Genomic DNA, 17,441 nt, shown 5'->3' on the forward strand with positions numbered 1-17,441 from the left:
TCGGTGCGCGGCACGTCGACAGGTCCTAACCCGCTGACCGATACGCGTACGAGATCGGTTTCCTTTTCCTTGGGATCGATTATCCTCCCGATGTCTGTGACAGCTCACCCGTCATGAGCGTTCCGGATCGGTGAGGGACCCTATGAGCAGAAACGCGACATCGTCCGCCCCGCAGCCCCCGGCCTCAGGCCTTTTTTCGTTTTCTCCCATCCTCTTCGCCTGTGCGATCGCGCCGTTCATTCTAGCCGGCTGCCAGAAGCAGGAGGCGGCGGCCAAGAAACTGCCGATCATGGTGCGCACCAAGACGGTGGCCATGGCCGATTATGCGCCGCGGACCTCGCTGACCGGAGTGATCGCGGCGCGCACGCTGAACAATCTGTCGTTCCGTGTCGGCGGCCGCGTCGCCGAACGGCTTGTCGATGTCGGCCAGCATGTCGACAAGGACGCCGTGCTTGCCCGCATCGATCCGCAAGAACAGGAATCCGATTTGCGCTCGGCGCAGGCCGATCTCGATGCCGCTCAGGCGCAACTGACCCAGGCGGCCGCCACCTTCGAACGGCAGAAAACCCTGCTTGCCCAGGGTTTTACCACCAGGCGGGACTATGATGCGGCCGACCAGGCGCAGAAGGTGGCGCAAGGCAGTGTCGATCAGGCGCAGAGCGCGCTTTCCAACGCCAGGGAGAACCTGTCCTTCACCGAGCTCAAGGCGGGCGCTGCCGGCGTCATCACCGCTCGGCAGGTCGAAGCCGGGCAAGTGGTGCAGGCGGCACAGACGGTCTTCACCGTCGCCGAGGACGGTGACCGCGATGCGGTGTTCAATGTCCAGGAAACGCTGGTCGCCAAAACGGCGCCATCGCCCTCGGTAACGATCACGCTGCTGGCCGACCCGCAGGTGAAGGCGATAGGCAAGGTGCGCGAAGTCTCCCCGGCGGTCGATCCGGCTTCGGGGTCGGTCCGGGTCAAGGTCGGCATTGCCGACACGCCGGAAGACATGCCGCTCGGCGCCACCGTCATCGGCTCGGTCAACGCCAGACCGGCGAAAGCCGTCATCCTGCCCTGGCAGGCGCTGACCTCGATCGAGGGCAAGCCGGCTGTCTGGATTGTCGATCCCTCGACCAAGGCGGTGGCGACAGCCCTGGTCAATGTGCTGGCCTTCGATTCCGGCGTGGTCGTCGTCGACAAGGGGCTGGAGGCCGGCCAAAGCGTCGTCACCGCCGGTGGCCAGTTGCTCAGCCCCGGACAGGCGGTCGAGATATCGGGAGCAGCACAATGAGGCGGCTGCGTATCCTGCCTTTTGTACTTGCCCTGGTTGCACTGGCGACACTCACTGCCTGTTCGAAGTCGGAGGAAAAGCCGCCAGAGATCATCCGGCCGGTGCTGTCGATGGTGATCGAGCCGCAGACGACGCGGACCTTCGGCTTCGCCGGCTCCATCGAGCCGCAGGTCAGCGCCGACCTCGCCTTCCGCCTGCTCGGCCGCGTCGTCTCGCGCGACGTCAAGGTCGGCGATATCGTCAGCAAGGGCACGACGATCGCCACGCTCGATCCGACGGCGCTCGAGCTTGCCGTACAGGCGGCAAAGGCCGAACTCTCCAATGCCGAGGCGCAATTCGCCAACGCCGCCGCCAGCGAGGACCGCCAGCGCCAGTTGCTCGCCGCGGCCAACACCTCGCAGGCCGTCTTCGATGCCGCGCAGCAGGCCAGGCAAGCGGCCGAAGCCGGCGTCGAGCGGGCCAAGGCAGCGCTTGCCAAATCGCAGGAGCAGCTTGGCTATGCCAGGCTGTTCTCGGACTTCGACGGCGTCGTCACCGCCACCGGCGCCGAGGTCGGCCAGACGGTTTCGGCCGGCCAGACCATCGTCACCGTGGCGCGCTCGGATTTGCGCGAAGCGGTGGTCGACATTCCCGACCAATTGATCGGCGATCTGGCTGTCGGCACGTCGTTCGAGGTCATCCTGCAGTCGCTGCCGTCGATCCAGACCGAGGCCACGCTGCGCGAGATCGCGCCGCAAGCCGATAGTTCGACCCGCAGCCGCCGCGTCAAGCTGACGCTCACCGATCCGCCGCAGGCCTTCCGGCTCGGCTCGACGGTGACGGCGACACGGGTGGCCAAGGTGGCGCCGACGATCGAGCTGCCGCTGTCGGCGTTGCTGCAAAAGAATGGTGGCGACAAGGTCTGGATCGTCGATGAAAAGACGTCGAGCGTCTCGACGCGCGACATCAAGATCGCCTCGAAGGGCGCCGCCAGCTTCATCGTCGCCGAAGGACTTGAGGCCGGGATGCGCGTCGTCACCGCCGGCGTCCACAGCCTGGTGGACGGCCAGAAGGTCAAGATTCCTAGAGGAGGCGCGTCATGAAGGGGTTCAACCTCTCCGACTGGGCGCTCAACCACCGCTCGCTGGTCTGGTACTTCATGCTGGTCTTCGTCGTCGCCGGCATCTTCGCTTACCTCAATCTCGGCCGCGAGGAAGATCCGAACTTCACCATCAAGACCATGATCGTCCAGGCCAATTGGCCGGGCGCCTCGGTCAACGAGACGGTGCGGCAGGTCACCGACCGCATCGAAAAGAAGCTTGAGGAACTGGACAGCCTCGACTTCACCCGCTCGGTCACCACCGCCGGCAAGACCGTCATCTTCGTCAACCTGAAGGACACCACCAAGGCGCGCGATGTCGTGTCGAACTGGACCCAGGTGCGCAACATGGTCAACGACATCGCGCCCCAATTTCCGCAAGGCGTGCAGGGGCCGTTCTTCAACGACCGCTTCGGCGACGTCTTCGGCAATATCTACGCCTTCACCTCGGACGGGCTGACGCCGCGCCAGTTGCGCGACTATGTCGAGGATGTCAGGACCCAGATCCTGACTGTGCCCAATGCCGGCAAGGTCGATCTGGTCGGCGCCCAGGACGAAGCCATCTATCTCGAATTCTCGACCCGCCAGATCGCAGCCCTCGGTCTCAACCAGCAGGCGATCGTGGCCAGCCTGCAAGCGCAGAACGCCATCACGCCGTCGGGCGTCGTCGAATCCGGACCCGAGCGTGTCAGCGTGCGGGTCGGCGGCCAGTTCACCTCCGAGGAGAGCCTGCGCGGCATCAATCTGCGCGTCAATGACCGCTTCTTCCGGCTGAGCGATGTGGCAACGATCCGGCGCGGCTATGAAGACCCGCCGACGGCGCTGTTCCGCTTCAACGGCCAGGATGCTATCGGGCTCGCCATCGGCATGAAGCCCAATGCCAATCTGCTCGAATTCGGCGCGGCGCTTGAGAAGAAGATGGACGAGGTGCTGGCCGACCTGCCGGTCGGCGTCGGCGTGCATCTGGTCGCCGACCAGCCGGTGATCGTGGAGGAAGCGGTTTCGGGCTTCACCCGGGCGCTGGCCGAGGCGGTCGCCATCGTGCTCGCCGTGTCGTTCATCAGCCTCGGCATGCGCGCCGGCTTCGTCGTGGCGCTGTCGATCCCGCTGGTTCTGGCCATCACCTTCACGGTCATGGCCTATCTCGGCATCTCGCTGCAGCGCATTTCGCTGGGGGCGCTGATCATCGCGCTCGGCCTTCTGGTCGACGATGCCATGATCGCGGTCGAGATGATGGTGGCGCGGCTGGAGGTCGGCGACAATCTGCGCAAGGCGGCGACCTATGTCTACACTTCGACCGCCTTCCCGATGCTGACCGGCACGCTGGTGACGGTCGCCGGCTTTATCCCGATCGGTCTCAACAACAGCGCCGCCGGCGAATACACGTTTACACTGTTCGTCGTCATCGCGGTCTCGCTTTTGGTGTCATGGATCGTGGCAGTGCTGTTTGCGCCGCTGTTGGGCGTCACCATCCTGCCTGCGACGATGAAGCAGAAGCATGAACAGCCCGGACGTTTCACCAGCCTGTTCCGGCGCGTGCTGGTGGGCTCGGTGCGCCACCACTGGCTGACGATCTTCGTCACGGTGTTGTTGTTTGCCGGCTCAATAGCCGGCTTCGGCCTCGTCCAGCAGCAGTTCTTCCCGCCCTCGGACCGGCCAGAGCTGATTGTCGACTGGAACCTGCCGCAGAACTCGTCGGTCACCGAGACGCGCGACCAGATCGAGCGCTTCGAAGGCCGGGCGCTGGCCGGCAATCCCGACGTAGACCATTTCTCGTCCTATATCGGCCAGGGTGCGGTGCGCTTCCTGCTTGCCTTCGACGTGCAGCCGGCCAATCCCTATTTCGGCCAGACCGTCATCGTCACCAAGAGCATCGAGGCGCGCAACCGGCTGAAGCCGGTGCTGGAGAAGCTGCTGCGCGAGGAATTCGTCGGCACCGATGCCTTTGTCAAGCCGCTGGAACTCGGGCCGCCGGTCGGCCGCCCGGTGCAGTACCGTGTCGGCGGACCCGACATCCAAAAGGTGCGCGACCTGGCGCAGCAATTTGCCGGCCTGATCTCGGTCAACACGAAGCTGGCCGCGCCGACCTTCGACTGGAATGAGCCGCAGCGCGTGCTGAGGGTCGATGTGCTGCAGGACAAGGCACGTCAGCTCGGCATCACCTCCTCCGACATTGCCAGCGCACTGAACAGCACGGTTGACGGCGCCACCATCACCCAGGTGCGCGACGCCACCTACCTGATCAACGTCATCGCCCGCTCTCGCGAGGCCGAACGCGGCTCGATCGATACGCTGCAGAACATGCAGTTGCCGACCGGAAACGGCGAGGCGATCCCGCTCGCGGCGGTGGCCAACTTCCGCTACGACCTCGAACAGCCGACGGTGTGGCGGCGCAACCGCATTCCGACGATCACCGTGCGCGCCGGCCTGGTCGGCGATGTGCTGCCGGCAACCGTCGTCAACGAATTGAAGCCGTCGGTCGACGCCTTCATCGCCAAGCTGCCGCCGGGCTATTCGGTCGCCACCGCGGGCTCGGTCGAGGAAAGCGCCAAAAGCCAGGGACCGATCGCAGCGGTGGTGCCGCTGATGCTGTTCGTCATGGCGACCATCCTGATGATCCAGCTGCAAAGCTTCCAGCGCCTGTTCCTGGTGGTAGCGGTGGCGCCGCTCGGCCTGATCGGCGTGGTCGCGGCCCTGGTGCCGAGCGGCGCGCCGCTCGGCTTCGTCGCCATTCTCGGCGTGCTGGCGCTGATCGGCATCCTGATCCGCAACTCGGTGATCCTGATCGTGCAGATCGAGGATCTGGTCGCCGAAGGCAAGGATCGCTGGGCGGCGGTGATCGAGGCCACCGAGCACCGGATGCGGCCGATCGCGCTGACGGCAGCCGCCGCCAGCCTGGCGCTGATCCCGATCGCGCGCGAAGTGTTCTGGGGGCCGATGGCCTACGCGATGATGGGCGGCATCATCGCCGGCACGGCGATCACGCTGCTGTTCCTGCCGGCGCTCTATGTGACGTGGTTCCGGATCAAGGAGCCGAAGGAAGCGGAGAGGGGCGAGCTTGGACACGGGTGAGACGGTAACAGAAGGCGGAGCGGCCTGAGCAAAGTTCGATCGCCGAGTTCCCGCCCACCCCCCTCTGGCCTGCCGGCCATCTCCCCCGCAAGGAGGGAGATCAGCAGCTTCCGCCGTATCGCATATCTTGCAACGTTGGAGATTGGCGAAACCATTCGCGGGATCCGATCTCCCCCCTTGCGGGGGAGATGTCCAGCAGGACAGAGGGGGGTGCGACGGATCGCGACCTTTCGCACTACCCGCGCACAAACCCCTCACTCGCCCTGAGCAGATTGCGCGTGTAATCCTTCTCCACCCGGTGCCCGATCAGCTGGCTCGCGGTGAGATTTTCCACCGCTTCGCCGTTCTGCATCACCATCAGCCGTTCGCACATATGGGTGATGATGGCGAGGTCGTGGCTGACCATCAGGAAGGTCAGCTTGCGCCGTCGGCGAACCTCTTCCAAAAGGTTGAGCACTTCGGCCTGCACCGAGGCATCGAGCGCCGAGGTCGGCTCGTCGAGCAGCAGGATCGAGGGCTCGAGGATGAGCGCGCGGGCAATGGCGACGCGCTGGCGCTGGCCGCCTGATAATTGGTGCGCGTAGCGGAAGCGGAAGCCGTTGCCGAGGCCGACCTCATCCAACGCGCGCTGGATGCGCTGCTCGCCATCGGCAAAACCATGAATGGCGAGCGGCTCCTGCAGCAAGCGATCGACGGTCTGGCGCGGATGCAGCGAGCCATATGGGTCCTGGAAGACCATCTGCACCTCGCGGTAGAAGGCCTTGTCGCGGCGCGCTCCCAATGTCTTGCCGTTGACGGTGATGGTGCCAGATTTGGCCGGCACCAGGCCAGCGATGGCTTTCAGCAGCGTCGATTTGCCGGAACCGCTCTCGCCGACCAGGCCGAAGGAATCACCCGATTGCACCTCCAGGCTGACACCTTTCAGCGCGCGAAACCGATCGAACACCACCTCCAGCCCTTCGATGGAAATGGCTGGAGTCATGCCGCCCACTCCGGCTTGCGGTCGAGCACCGGCAGCGGATGGCGTTCGTAGCCGATCCTGGGCATGCAGTTGAGCAGGCCGCGCGTGTAGGGATGCTGGGCGTCGCGCAGTTCCGACGCCTTGAGCTGCTCGACCACCTTGCCGGCATACATGACGATGACGCGGTCGCAGAAGGAGGCAACCAGCCGCAGATCGTGCGAGATGAAGATCAGCCCCATGCCGCGCTCGCTGACCAGCCGGTCGAGGATGCCGAGCACGTCGAGCTGCACGGTGACGTCGAGCGCCGAGGTCGGCTCATCGGCGATCATCAATTCCGGTCCGGCGATCAGCATCATGGCGATCATGGCGCGCTGGCCCATGCCGCCGGAGACCTCGTGCGGATGCAGGTCGAAGACGCGGGCGGGGTCGCGTATCTGCACCGCTTCGAGCATGGCCAGCGCCCGCTCGCGCGCCTCGGCCTTGGAGACCTTCTCATGCGTGCGCAGCGTCTCTACGATCTGGCGGCCGATGCTCATCACCGGATCGAGCGAATATTTCGGATCCTGCAGGATCATGGCAATGCGTTTTCCGCGCAGCGCGCGGCGCTGCCGGGCCGGCATAGCCAGAAGGTCGGCGCCATCTAGGGCGAGCTTCTTCGCCGACACAAGGGCCTGTGGTGGCGTCAGCCCCATGATGGCGCGGCCGGTCTGCGACTTGCCGGAGCCGCTCTCGCCGACAATGCCCAACCGCTCGCGGCCGAGCGAGAAGGAGACGCCGCGCACCGCCTGGATGAGGCCGGTGCGAGTTGGAAAATCGACACGCAGGTCGTCGACATCGAGAAGCGTGCCGTTCACAGCGCTCATTGGTCTCCGCTCCTTGGATCGAGCGCGTCGCGCAGGCCGTCGCCGAGCAGGTTGAAGCCGAGGCTGACGATCAGGATGGCGAAGCCCGGCGCGCCGGCCACCCACCATTGGTCGAGGACGAAGCGGCGGCCGGACGCGATCATCGTGCCCCATTCCGGCAGCGGCGGCTGTGCGCCGAGGCCGAGGAAGCCCAGGCCGGCGGCGGTGAGGATGATGCCGGCCATGTCGAGCGTCACCCGGATGATCAGCGAGGAGATGCAGAGCGGCATGATGTGGCGCAGCACGATGCGGAAGGGCGAGGCACCCATCAACTGCACCGCCTTGATGTAATCCGAGTTGCGAACCGTCATCGTTTCGGCACGGGCAATTCGGGCGTAAGGCGGCCAGGAGGTGATGGCGATGGCGAGCACGGCGTTTTCGATGCCTGGTCCAAGTGCTGCGACAAAGGCCAGCGCCAGGATCAGCTTGGGGAAGGCGAGGAAGATATCGGTGATGCGCATCAGGATGGCATCGGTCCAGCCGCCGGCATAGCCGGCGACGGTGCCGACCAAAAGGCCGATGGGAGCGGCGATGATGGCGACGAGGATGACGACATAGAGCGTCCATCGCGAGCCAAAGAGAATGCGAGAATAGATATCGCGGCCGAGATCGTCGGTGCCGAACCAATGCGCGCTGCTCGGCGCTAAAAGCCGCGCGTTCTTCAAATCGCCGACGGTCGGCGAATAGGGCGCCAGCACATCGGCGAAGGCAGCGACCACCAGCAAGGCGATGATGATCAGCAGGCCAAGAAACGCCAGCCGGTTGGCGGAAAAGCGCCGCCAGGCGACATAGGCGCGGCCGAGCCTTGCCTGCATGCGCGAGGCCGGCCGATCGCTGAGCAGCCAGTCACGACGGGTCTGGACGGTCGCGATACTCATCCTGTCTTGGTCCTCGGGTCGAGCAGCTTGTAGAGAAGGTCGGACAGGAGATTGATGCCGATGAACACCGAACCGATGACGATGGTGCCGCCAAGCACCGCGTTCATGTCGGCGTTCTGCAGCGAATTGGTGATGTAGAGGCCAATGCCGGGCCAGGAAAACACGGTCTCGGTCAGCACCGAACCTTCGAGCAGCCCAGCGTACGAGAGCGCGATAACAGTGACCATCGGCACCGCGGCGTTGCGCAGCGCATGGCCCCAGATGATGCGCGTTTCCGACAGGCCCTTGGCGCGTGCGGCGACGATGTATTCCTGCGACAGCTCGTTCAGCATGAAGGAGCGCGTCATGCGGCTGATATAGGCAAGCGAGAAATAACCGAGCAGCCCTGCCGGCAGGATGATGTGGCGGTAGGCGTCATAGAATACATCCCACTGCCCCTGCATCGCGGCATCGAGAAGATAGAAGCCGGTGATCGGCGTGAAGGTGTATTCGTAGACGACATCGAGCCGCGCCGGGAAAGCCACCCATTGCAGCTTGGCGTAGAACAGGACAAGCCCCAGAAGACCGATCCAGAAGATTGGCACGGAATAGCCGATCAGGCCGATGACGCGCACGATCTGGTCGATGAGGCTGCCGCGTTTAACCGCTGCCAGCACACCAAGCGGCACACCGATGACCGAGCCGATCAGAGTTCCCAAAGTCGCCAGTTCGATAGTTGCTGGAAAGGCACGACGGATGTCGGTCATGACCGGATTGGTGGTCAGCACCGACGTGCCGAAATCGCCGTTCAGCGCAGCCTTCACATAGAGGTAGAACTGCTCGATCAACGGCAGGTCGAGCCCCATCTCGCGGCGCGTGCGCTCGACGACATTGAGAGGCGCCCTGTCCCCCAGCACCGCCAGCACCGGGTCGATCGGGATGACACGGCCGATGAAGAAGGTCACCGCGAGCAGGCCAAGATAGGTCGTGATCGCGATGACCAGGAAGCGGCCGATCGCCGATGCAATAGCCACGGCGCGGGCGCCGCCGCGCCCGCCCTGGTTTTCGATCGCGCTCATACGGCGCGCCCGCGGGCACTACTCTTTCGAGACCGGACCGACGAAGTTGCTATCGAAGCTCGGGCCGAGCGCGAAGCCCTTGAGGTTCTTGCGCAGGCCAGCCACTTCGAGCTGCTGGTGAATGATCACGAACGGGCTGGTGTCGAGGATCTTCTGCTGCAGATCCTTGTACATGTCGGCGCGCTTGCCGGCATCCTTCTCGAGCAGAGCCGCTTCCGTTTCCTTGGTGAGTTCCGGAATATCCCAGGAGTTGCGCCAGGCGAGCGTGTGCGACTTGCCGGCATCCGAATTGTCGGGGTTCGACGCAAAGGTCTGGGCATTGGAGTTCGGATCGAAGTAATCCTGGCCCCAATTGCCGATATAGATGTCATGGTTGCGGGCGCGGTACTTGGTCAGCGTCTGCTTGCCGTCGCCGGGGATGATCTCCAGCTTGATGCCGGCCTGGCCCAGCGTCTGCTGGATCGATTCCGCCATACCTGTGGTCGGCTGTCCCGTGCGTACGTCCATAGTGACGCTGAAACCGTCCGGCAGGCCGGCCTTGGCCAGCAGTTCCTTGGCCTTGGCGACGTCGAGCTTGAAGGGATTGTCGTCGACGGCGCCGAGGTCACCCTTGGGCAGGAAGGACTGGTGGATTTCGCCGATGCCCTTGAGGATGGTCGTGCTCAGCGCATCGTAGTCGACCAGATATTTGAACGCCTGACGTACCTCGGGCTTAGCGAGGTTCGGGTTCTTCTGGTTGAGGCTGATGTAGTAGACCGTGCCCTTTGGCGCGCTGGTCGTGGTGATGTCGGCGTTCTTGCCGATGGCGTCGAGATCATTCGGCTCGAGGTTGCGGGCGACGTCGATGTCGCCCGCTTCGAGCGCCAGACGCTGGGCCGAGCTTTCCTTCATGTTGCGATAGATGACGCGGGCAAGCTTGGCCTTTTCGCCATAATAATTGTCGTTGCGCTCCAGAACAACTGCCTCGTTGGCGCGCCATTCGCGCAGCTTGAAGACGCCGGAGCCGGCATAGCCGGTCTTCAACCAGGCATTGCCGAAGTCATTGTCCCATTTGTAGTCGGCGCTCGGTGTGGCCGCAGCGACATGTTCCTTGACCAGCTTGGCGTCGACCACCGAGGCGACGGTTGCCGACAGGCAGTTCAGCACGAAGCTCGGCGCGTAGGCCTTGTCGACGGTGAACTGAAAGGTGGTTTCGTCGACAGCCTTGGCCTTGTCGGTGACGTTGTCGCCACTGATGCCGAACTGGCCGATGATGAAGGCCGGGCTTTTGTCCAGCTTGACGGCGCGCTCGAACGAATAGGCGACGTCGGCCGCGGTGATCGGGTTGCCGGAGGCGAATTTCAGGCCGGGCTTCAGCTTGAACGTATAGACCAGGCCATCGTCGGAGACGGTCCAGCTTTCGGCGAGATCGCCCTTGACCTTGGAGGTGTCGCTGAGATCGAGGCGGACCAGCAGGTCATAGGTGTTGCCGGTGACCTCGGCGGTCGACAGCTCGAACGCCTCGCCCGGATCCATGGAGATGATGTCGTCGATGGCGAAACCTTCGACCAGCGTGTCGGCAGGCGTCACGGCAAAGGCAGGCGCCACAAGCAGCGCGGACAGCGCGGCTCCTGCGAGCAATGCGCGAGAGCGTAGAGCAAACTTTTCCATCATCATGGTGATTTGTTCCCTGTTTTGTTGATTGTTGACCCCGAGTTCCCGGCTCAGGGCTGCAGCGTTCTTTTTCGCGGTCGTAGGACGACCGTTCACCCCTTACCGTGTTGGTTTTTGTCCAGTTGGTCAACACCCTATCCGGCAGCCCTCCAACCGGCAACGGGCATTTTATGAGCCGGCATATTGAAGCGGAATGCGCGACGGTTGTCGAAGCATGGCCGGCCGATTGCAGCCTCCGACGGGGCAGAATCTGGTCTTCTCTGTGCTACTTGATCGCGGCGACCAGATCGGTGTCGGGAAAGCAGGTGGCGGCGCGGCCGTTCTTTTCCTGCCAGCTGCCGATCGAGCGGCGGGTCTTGAAGCCGGGCAGGCCGTCGGCACTGCCGACATCATAGCCCTTGGCCTCCAGCGCCCGCTGCAAGGCGGCGATGTCGGAACGATGCAGACCGCCGACCGGACCCCAGCTGCCGACGAAATTTGAGTCACCATCGGCGATGCGGTCGGCGCCATGGCCGATAAACAGGGCGTAGAGGTCGCTGGTGTTGTACTCTTTCAGGACGTAGAAATTGGGCGTGGCGATGAAGGCCGGGCCGCTGCGCCCGGCGGGCATCAGGAGAAAGCCTTCGGCCTTCAATTCGCGGGCTGGAAAGGCTTTGCCGCCGACACGGCTGATGCCCATCGCCGCCCAGGCTGAGATTTTCTTGCCCTGGTCGGGACCTTCGAGCGAGCAGGAGACGCTCTCCGGCACCGTCACCTCGAAACCCCAGCCCCGGCCTTTCACCCAGCCGTAGTGGACGAGATAGTTGGCGATCGAGGCCAGCACATCAGGCGTCGAATTCCAGATGTCGGGGCGCCCGTCACCGTCGAAATCGACGGCATGCTTCAGGAACGAGGTCGGCATGAATTGCGGCTGGCCGAGCGCGCCGGCCCATGACGATTTCATGGCGCCGACCGGCGCCAGACCGCGCTCGACGATTTCGAGTGCGGCCAGCACTTCAGTACGGAAGAAGTCTTTTTTGGTCGACATGAACGCCTTGGTGCCGAGCACCTCGAACGCGTCGTAAGGCATTTTCGCGGCGCCGAATCCGGTCTCTCGGCCCCAGATCGCCAACAGCACTTCACCCGGCACGCCGTAGCGTTTCTCGATGGCGGCCAGCGTCCTGGCGTTGGTCGCCTCGCGCGTACGGCCGCCAGCGGTGACGGCGCGCACCGTTTTTTCGGCGAAATAGGCGCCAGGCGAGCCAAACTCGGCCTGATGCTGCTTTTGCGGGGTTTTGGGCTTTTCTCCGGGTAGGACGAGGTCGGGCAATTTGAGGTTGGGCTTCACGCCGTCGAAGGCGGCATCGAAGGTGGCTTTGGAGATGCCTTTGGCTTTTGCTTCGGGCCAAAGGTCGGTCTGCAGCCAGGCGCGGAACTGGTCGTCGATTTTGGCGGCCGGGGCGGGGGAGATGAGGAGGAGAGCGGCGAGGGCTGTGAAAAATAAAAGTAGGGCCAATCTGAGAGGTTTGCGTTCCTTCACACCCCCCTCTGTCCTGCCGGACATCTCCCCCGCAAGGGGGGAGATTGGCAGCTTCATTGGCGACGGTCTTCTTGCAACGTGGGTGATTGGCGAAAGCTGCGATGACATCTGATCTCCCCCCTTGCGGGGGAGATGTCCGGCAGGACAGAGGAGGGCGCGAAGGGATGCAGTCATCTCAGCAGCACCCTCCCCGCCAATTGCGTCAAAACGCCGTCCGCGATCGCAACGCGGCGGCCAGTGTGCCCTCATCGAGATAATCCAGCTCGCCGCCAACCGGCACGCCATGCGCGAGCCTGGTCACCTTGACCTCGAAACCCGAGAGCTGGTCGGTCAGATAGTGCGCCGTCGTCTGGCCCTCGACCGTGGCGTTGACGGCGAGGATCACCTCCTTCACCTCGCCGCCGGCAACACGGTCGACCAGCGAGCGGATGTTGAGTTGTTCGGGGCCGATGCCGTCGAGCGGCGACAGCGTGCCGCCGAGCACGTGGTAGCGCACGTTCATCGCCGCTGCCCGCTCCAGCGCCCATAGATCCGACACGTCCTCGACGACGATCAGCGTTGAGGCATCGCGGCGCGGATCGGTGCAGATCATGCAGGGATCTGCTGTGTCGACATTGCCGCAGGTCGTGCAGATGCGCACCTTGTCGGCGGCCTCGGCCATGGCTGCGGCGAGCGGCGACAAAAGCTGCTCCTTCTTCTTGATGAGGTGCAGTGCCGCGCGCCGCGCCGAACGCGGCCCGAGCCCCGGCACCTTGGCCAGGAGCTGGATCAGGCGTTCGATCTCGGGACCGGCGATTCGCTTGGACATCGCACTGATCTAGGATTTTTCGGCGCGCTTTGAAACATGCACCAAACGCACAGAGCCCACCACGCTGCCATGGCGGGCTCTGAAAATGCTGCGGACCTTAGTAAGCTGACGCTGGCCGGGTCTGGTCGACGATCATCGCGCCGATGGCGTCGGTGTTCTCGGGCGTCGACTGGAAGCCCATCGACGCTTCCTGCGTCGCCGAAGGTACCGAGGTGATGTAGCGGGCGTTCAGCGTGCCACCGAACCGCGAGGCATCGGGCTCGGCCATCGGCTCCTGCATCGCCACTTCCGTCTGCTTGGTGGCGACGCGGGCGCCCTTGGCGGGCGCCACTGCAGCCGTCACATAGGTCTGCTCGACCGGGGCCTGGCTAGCCTTGGCCGCGCGAACTGCCGCAGCCTGCTTGGCGGGGTCCGGACGGACGATCGTTTTCACCACCGGCTCGGCGTAAGCCACCTGCACGGGCGCTTCAGCCACGGGCGCGCGCGGCGTCACTGAAGCAACCATGGTCGTCGGTTCATCCGGCAGCGGCTGCCAGTTGCGGCCGCGCTTCTCGTAGAAAGCATTGCCGCCGGCAACCATGGTGTAGTGCATGTTCTTGTAGGGGAACTTCAGGCCGGCTGTGTGGAAGTACATCGTGTTCTTCAGCTTGGCCTTGCGCTCTCCCTTGAGCACCGCCTCGGCGGCTTCCTCGACATCGGGCATCGCCTTGGAATTCATCGGCCGCGTCATCACGCCGGGCGCGAACTGGCCCGGTTCGCCGACCACCTGGCAAATGGTGCTGCCATGATTGCCGGAGCGCAGCCGGTTCATCACCACCGTGCCGACGGCGATCATGCCGTCGCGACTCGACCGGTTGGACTCGAAGAACATTGCCCGCTCAAGGCATTCCTTCTCCTTCGGCGTGTTGCGGTAGGCGCGCGTTGAGAGGAAGCTGGGGGTTATGGCGTCGGTCAGGCTGGCGACCGACATGCCGTGAGAAGACGTGGTCTGGCTGCAACCCGCCAGGAACAAAGGGGAGAAGATGATGCCGAGCAACAGCGGCGTCTTCCATCGCGTCGCGATCAACAAAAGTGCCTCATTTTCCAGATGCCGCCCGTCCCAGGATGTGGCAAGAATGAGACTCTTAAAGGCAAAAAGATGGCTAAAGGATTAGCATTCGTGCAGCACAGGTAAAACTTTATAAATGCCCGGATATGTCCGCGTGAGCAAAGCCGGAGAAAGTCTTAACAATAGCCCCCGCAGCCGATTTCCGTTCATAATCAATTAACTGGTGAAGCCGGCTCAGAACGGCAATTTCATTCCGGGCGGGATCGGCAAGCCTGCCGTCAGCGCCTTGGTCTTCTCCTGCATGATCTGCTCGACCTTATTTTTGGCGTCATTGTGGGCGGCCAGAAGCAGGTCTTCTAGGATCTCGACATCATCCTCCTTGAACAGGGACGGGTCGATCTTCAGGGACTTCATCTCGAACTTGCCGGTCAGCGTGACGCTGACCAGGCCGCCGCCGGCCTGCCCGCTTGCTTCAAGCGTGGCGATCTCGTCCTGCATGGCCTGGAACTTGGCCTGCATTTCCTTCGCCTTGCCCATCAGGCCGAGAAGATCTTTCATGGTCGGGTCCTTTGCGGATTCGTGCTGTGGTCAGGTTTCGTCGTCGTCGCCCGGTGGCTCGACCGGCATTTCGGCCTTGTCCGTATCGACGTCCGGCGCGTCTGGAATGCGCACGTCGATGATCTTGGCGCCGGGAAAGCGCGCCAGGATGGCGGCGACTGTCGGGTCGCTTTTCGCATCGGAGAAAGCGGTCTCGCGCTTGGTCGATTCCATCTCGGCCAGCGTCTGGCCGCCTTCTTCCTTCGACAGCGACACCAGCCAGTTGCGGCCGGTCCAGGCGCGCAGCTTGGCGGTCAGCTCGTTGAGCAGCATTTTCGGCGCATCGTCGGTCAGGCTGACGTCGATCCGGCCGGGTTCGATGCGCACCAGTCGCACGCAGCGCTTGACCTGCACCTTGAAGGCCATGTCGCGCTGCTGGTCGGCAAGGGCGACGATGTCGGCCAGCGATTTCACCGGCACTGGGGGCGTCTCAACGACCGGCTCCGGGGGCGCAACGAAGCTGGCCGGCAGCGGTTCGGGCTCGACCAGGCGCATCGTCTGCGCGCCGCTGCCGGGCGACGGCATCCGCGTCTGCGCCACGGCACTTGCGCCGCCGCCATTGCCTGGGCTCGTCGGCGCACCGTTCGGACGCGGTGTGCCACTCGAGACGGAAGCGCCGCTCTCCAGCGATTTCAGCGCCTCGTCCAGGGTTGGCAGGTCGGCGGCATGCGCCAGCCGGATCAGCACCATTTCGCCTGCGCTGACTGGGCGGTTGGAAGACTGCACCTCTGGGATGCCTTTCAACAGCATCTGCCAGGTCCGCGACAACACCTTGACCGACAGCGTGCTGGCGAAGTCGGCGCCGCGCCGGCGCTCGTCCTCGGACAGGGAGGCATCGTCAGCGGCCGTCGGCACGAAGCGCAGCCGGGTGACGAGATGGTTGAATTCGGCCAGATCGATGAGCACCGCGGCCGGGTCGGCGCCGGTGTCGTACTGGTTGCGGAATTCGGCGAGCGCAGCGGCGACATCGCCCTTCATCACATGTTCGAACAGGTCGACGATGCGGGCGCGGTCGGCGAGCCCCAACATGGCGCGCACCGCCTCGGCGCTGACGGCGCCGCCGCCATGGGCGATCGCCTGGTCGAGGATGGACAGCGAATCGCGGGCCGAGCCTTCGGCGGCGCGCGCGATCATCGCCAGCGCGTCGTCGTCGACGGATATGCCTTCCTTGCCGGCAATGGACGACAGATGCGCGACCAGCGCGCCGGCGTCGATGCGCCTCAAATCGAAGCGCTGGCAGCGCGACAGGACGGTGATCGGCACCTTGCGGATTTCGGTGGTGGCGAAGATGAATTTGACGTGCGGCGGCGGCTCTTCCAGCGTCTTCAACAGGCCGTTGAAGGCCTGGGTGGAGAGCATATGCACTTCGTCGATGATGTAGACCTTGTAGCGCGCCGACACCGGGGCGTAGCGCACGCGCTCGATAATGTCCCTGATGTCGTCGATGCCGGTGTGGGAGGCGGCGTCCATCTCGATGACGTCGACATGGCGGCCTTCCATGATCGCCTGGCAATGCTCGCCCAAGACGGCAAGGTCGACCGATGGCTGGTCGACTGTCGGCGTCTTGTAGTTGAGCGCCCGCGCCAGGATACGCGCCGTGGTCGTCTTGCCGACGCCGCGCACGCCGGTCAGCATCCAGGCTTGGGCGATGCGGCCGGTGGAGAAAGCGTTGGTCAGGGTGCGGACCATCGGCTCCTGGCCGATCAGTTCGGAGAAATTCGACGGACGGTATTTGCGCGCCAGCACACGATAGGCGGCGGCCTTTTGCTTATCCAGGTTTTCTGGGCCCGAATTTCCGGCTTCGCTCATTCGCCCGTAAAGCTCCAAAAAGGCCGCGTCCGAGGTGGCCGATTCCTGCTAATAGTCTCGCCCGCGCTGCAATGCGTCGTCAATGTCGCGAGAGGGGCCGATGAGGTGGGAGGCTGGAACAATGACCCGTTCCGGGCTCGTTAGGGCTGCTTCCTTCCGGACCTGACCCGGTTGGCGAGTGGATCGTCCACCACCAACCTCCCGCGTTCCATATCGGCAATTGCGCGATGAAATGCAAGGGTGCATGAGAATCGGACGCCCTTGAGCTCCGCCCCTCAATGAATCGCTTGCAGCCCCCGTGCAGCCGCTCTAGCGTTCATGAGTTTGGGAAATAATGCGAGAAACGCAAGGGAAACGCCAATGCTGCCGGGCCTCAAGGCCGGATTCACGCTCGACTCCAGGCTGGAGGCGGACAGCGAGCAGTTGATGTGGCTCGGCCTGTGCGAACTCAGAGTGATGAACGACCGCCGCTGGCCATGGCTGGTCCTGGTGCCGCAGCGGCCCGGCATCGAGGAAATCCACGACATGACGCCGCTCGACCAGGCGATGCTGACCTTCGAGACCAATATGGTGGCGCAGGCGCTGAAAAGAACCACTGGCTGCACCAAGATCAACACCGGCGCGCTCGGCAACATCGTGCGGCAACTGCATGTCCATGTCATCGCCCGGTCGGAAGGCGATCCGGGCTGGCCGGGTCCGGTATGGGGGCACGGCATGCGCGAACCCTATCAACGCTCCGAAATCCGCCGGTTTGCGCAACAGATAAAGGCGGCGCTATAAACTGC

The 17,441-nt window shown here is 64.0% G+C and carries 14 protein-coding genes and 1 other RNA gene; 4 read left to right on the plus strand and 11 right to left on the minus strand.

What is annotated here, in order from left to right; all coding sequences use genetic code 11:
• Positions 1-142: 142 nt before the first annotated feature.
• From AC1D1L_RS01360 to AC1D1L_RS01370, 3 genes are read left to right on the plus strand one after another with little or no spacing between them, the layout of a single operon-like run.
• Positions 143-1,273 carry an efflux RND transporter periplasmic adaptor subunit gene (locus tag AC1D1L_RS01360; RefSeq protein WP_477338195.1) on the plus strand — a complete coding sequence of 377 codons (1,131 nt, stop codon included), beginning with the start codon at positions 143-145 and terminating at the stop codon, positions 1,271-1,273.
• On the plus strand, positions 1,270-2,355 hold the full coding sequence (locus tag AC1D1L_RS01365; RefSeq protein WP_477338197.1) for an efflux RND transporter periplasmic adaptor subunit: 1,086 nt from the start codon (positions 1,270-1,272) through the stop codon (positions 2,353-2,355). Before AC1D1L_RS01360 ends, AC1D1L_RS01365 begins: the two co-directional genes overlap by 4 nt.
• On the plus strand, positions 2,352-5,423 hold the full coding sequence (locus tag AC1D1L_RS01370; RefSeq protein ID WP_477338199.1) for an efflux RND transporter permease subunit: 3,072 nt from the start codon (positions 2,352-2,354) through the stop codon (positions 5,421-5,423). Before AC1D1L_RS01365 ends, AC1D1L_RS01370 begins: the two co-directional genes overlap by 4 nt.
• Positions 5,424-5,658: 235 nt before the next feature.
• On the opposite strand, the gene AC1D1L_RS01375 is transcribed toward AC1D1L_RS01370, so the two are convergent.
• From AC1D1L_RS01375 to ffs, 11 genes are all read right to left on the minus strand, one after another.
• A complete protein-coding gene (locus AC1D1L_RS01375) occupies positions 5,659-6,405 on the minus strand; it encodes an ABC transporter ATP-binding protein (protein ID WP_477338201.1) in 747 nt (248 codons plus the stop codon).
• A complete protein-coding gene (locus AC1D1L_RS01380; protein WP_477338203.1) occupies positions 6,402-7,247 on the minus strand; it encodes an ABC transporter ATP-binding protein in 846 nt (281 codons plus the stop codon). Before AC1D1L_RS01380 ends, AC1D1L_RS01375 begins: the two co-directional genes overlap by 4 nt.
• Positions 7,244-8,164 (minus strand): nickel transporter permease, encoded by a 921-nt coding sequence (gene nikC, locus AC1D1L_RS01385; RefSeq protein WP_477338205.1) that lies wholly within the window; start codon positions 8,162-8,164, stop codon positions 7,244-7,246. Before nikC ends, AC1D1L_RS01380 begins: the two co-directional genes overlap by 4 nt.
• Positions 8,161-9,222 (minus strand): ABC transporter permease, encoded by a 1,062-nt coding sequence (locus AC1D1L_RS01390; RefSeq protein WP_477338206.1) that lies wholly within the window; start codon positions 9,220-9,222, stop codon positions 8,161-8,163. Before AC1D1L_RS01390 ends, nikC begins: the two co-directional genes overlap by 4 nt.
• Before the next feature lie 18 nt (positions 9,223-9,240).
• The gene (locus AC1D1L_RS01395) at positions 9,241-10,878 is read right to left on the minus strand and encodes an ABC transporter substrate-binding protein (RefSeq protein WP_477338208.1); all 1,638 of its coding nucleotides are present in this window, start codon (positions 10,876-10,878) and stop codon (positions 9,241-9,243) included.
• A 262-nt stretch (positions 10,879-11,140) separates the two neighbouring features.
• On the minus strand, positions 11,141-12,418 hold the full coding sequence (locus tag AC1D1L_RS01400; RefSeq protein WP_477338729.1) for a lytic murein transglycosylase: 1,278 nt from the start codon (positions 12,416-12,418) through the stop codon (positions 11,141-11,143).
• A gap of 178 nt (positions 12,419-12,596) precedes the next feature.
• A complete protein-coding gene (recR, locus tag AC1D1L_RS01405; protein WP_192249870.1) occupies positions 12,597-13,202 on the minus strand; it encodes a recombination mediator RecR in 606 nt (201 codons plus the stop codon).
• A 97-nt stretch (positions 13,203-13,299) separates the two neighbouring features.
• On the minus strand, positions 13,300-14,268 hold the full coding sequence (locus tag AC1D1L_RS01410; protein WP_112560718.1) for a cell wall hydrolase: 969 nt from the start codon (positions 14,266-14,268) through the stop codon (positions 13,300-13,302).
• Between the two features lie 216 nt (positions 14,269-14,484).
• Positions 14,485-14,808 (minus strand): YbaB/EbfC family nucleoid-associated protein, encoded by a 324-nt coding sequence (locus AC1D1L_RS01415; RefSeq protein ID WP_112560695.1) that lies wholly within the window; start codon positions 14,806-14,808, stop codon positions 14,485-14,487.
• A 30-nt stretch (positions 14,809-14,838) separates the two neighbouring features.
• Positions 14,839-16,656: a DNA polymerase III subunit gamma/tau gene (locus AC1D1L_RS01420; protein WP_477338211.1), complete on the minus strand. Its 1,818-nt coding sequence runs from the start codon at positions 16,654-16,656 to the stop codon at positions 14,839-14,841.
• Positions 16,657-16,761: 105 nt separating this feature from the next.
• Positions 16,762-16,858, minus strand: an RNA gene (gene ffs / locus AC1D1L_RS01425) — signal recognition particle sRNA small type.
• Positions 16,859-17,016: 158 nt separating this feature from the next.
• Between ffs and AC1D1L_RS01430 the strand changes: the two genes are divergently transcribed.
• Positions 17,017-17,436 (plus strand): HIT domain-containing protein, encoded by a 420-nt coding sequence (locus AC1D1L_RS01430; RefSeq protein ID WP_112560693.1) that lies wholly within the window; start codon positions 17,017-17,019, stop codon positions 17,434-17,436.
• Positions 17,437-17,441: the final 5 nt, after the last annotated feature.

It is taken from the genome of Mesorhizobium sp. P2_D6, assembly GCF_056404315.1.

What these genes read in the sequence shown, in the direction of transcription:
- AC1D1L_RS01360 (WP_477338195.1), top strand. Translation starts at nt 143, where the DNA reads ATGAGCAGAAACGCGACATCGTCCGCCCCGCAGCCCCCGGCCTCAGGC.
- AC1D1L_RS01365 (WP_477338197.1), top strand. Translation starts at nt 1,270, where the DNA reads ATGAGGCGGCTGCGTATCCTGCCTTTTGTACTTGCCCTGGTTGCACTG.
- AC1D1L_RS01370 (WP_477338199.1), top strand. Translation starts at nt 2,352, where the DNA reads ATGAAGGGGTTCAACCTCTCCGACTGGGCGCTCAACCACCGCTCGCTG.
- AC1D1L_RS01375 (WP_477338201.1), bottom strand. Translation starts at nt 6,405, where the DNA reads ATGACTCCAGCCATTTCCATCGAAGGGCTGGAGGTGGTGTTCGATCGG.
- AC1D1L_RS01380 (WP_477338203.1), bottom strand. Translation starts at nt 7,247, where the DNA reads ATGAGCGCTGTGAACGGCACGCTTCTCGATGTCGACGACCTGCGTGTC.
- nikC (WP_477338205.1), bottom strand. Translation starts at nt 8,164, where the DNA reads ATGAGTATCGCGACCGTCCAGACCCGTCGTGACTGGCTGCTCAGCGAT.
- AC1D1L_RS01390 (WP_477338206.1), bottom strand. Translation starts at nt 9,222, where the DNA reads ATGAGCGCGATCGAAAACCAGGGCGGGCGCGGCGGCGCCCGCGCCGTG.
- AC1D1L_RS01395 (WP_477338208.1), bottom strand. Translation starts at nt 10,878, where the DNA reads ATGATGATGGAAAAGTTTGCTCTACGCTCTCGCGCATTGCTCGCAGGA.
- AC1D1L_RS01400 (WP_477338729.1), bottom strand. Translation starts at nt 12,418, where the DNA reads ATGTCCGGCAGGACAGAGGGGGGTGTGAAGGAACGCAAACCTCTCAGA.
- recR (WP_192249870.1), bottom strand. Translation starts at nt 13,202, where the DNA reads ATGTCCAAGCGAATCGCCGGTCCCGAGATCGAACGCCTGATCCAGCTC.
- AC1D1L_RS01415 (WP_112560695.1), bottom strand. Translation starts at nt 14,808, where the DNA reads ATGAAAGATCTTCTCGGCCTGATGGGCAAGGCGAAGGAAATGCAGGCC.
- AC1D1L_RS01420 (WP_477338211.1), bottom strand. Translation starts at nt 16,656, where the DNA reads ATGAGCGAAGCCGGAAATTCGGGCCCAGAAAACCTGGATAAGCAAAAG.
- AC1D1L_RS01430 (WP_112560693.1), top strand. Translation starts at nt 17,017, where the DNA reads ATGCTGCCGGGCCTCAAGGCCGGATTCACGCTCGACTCCAGGCTGGAG.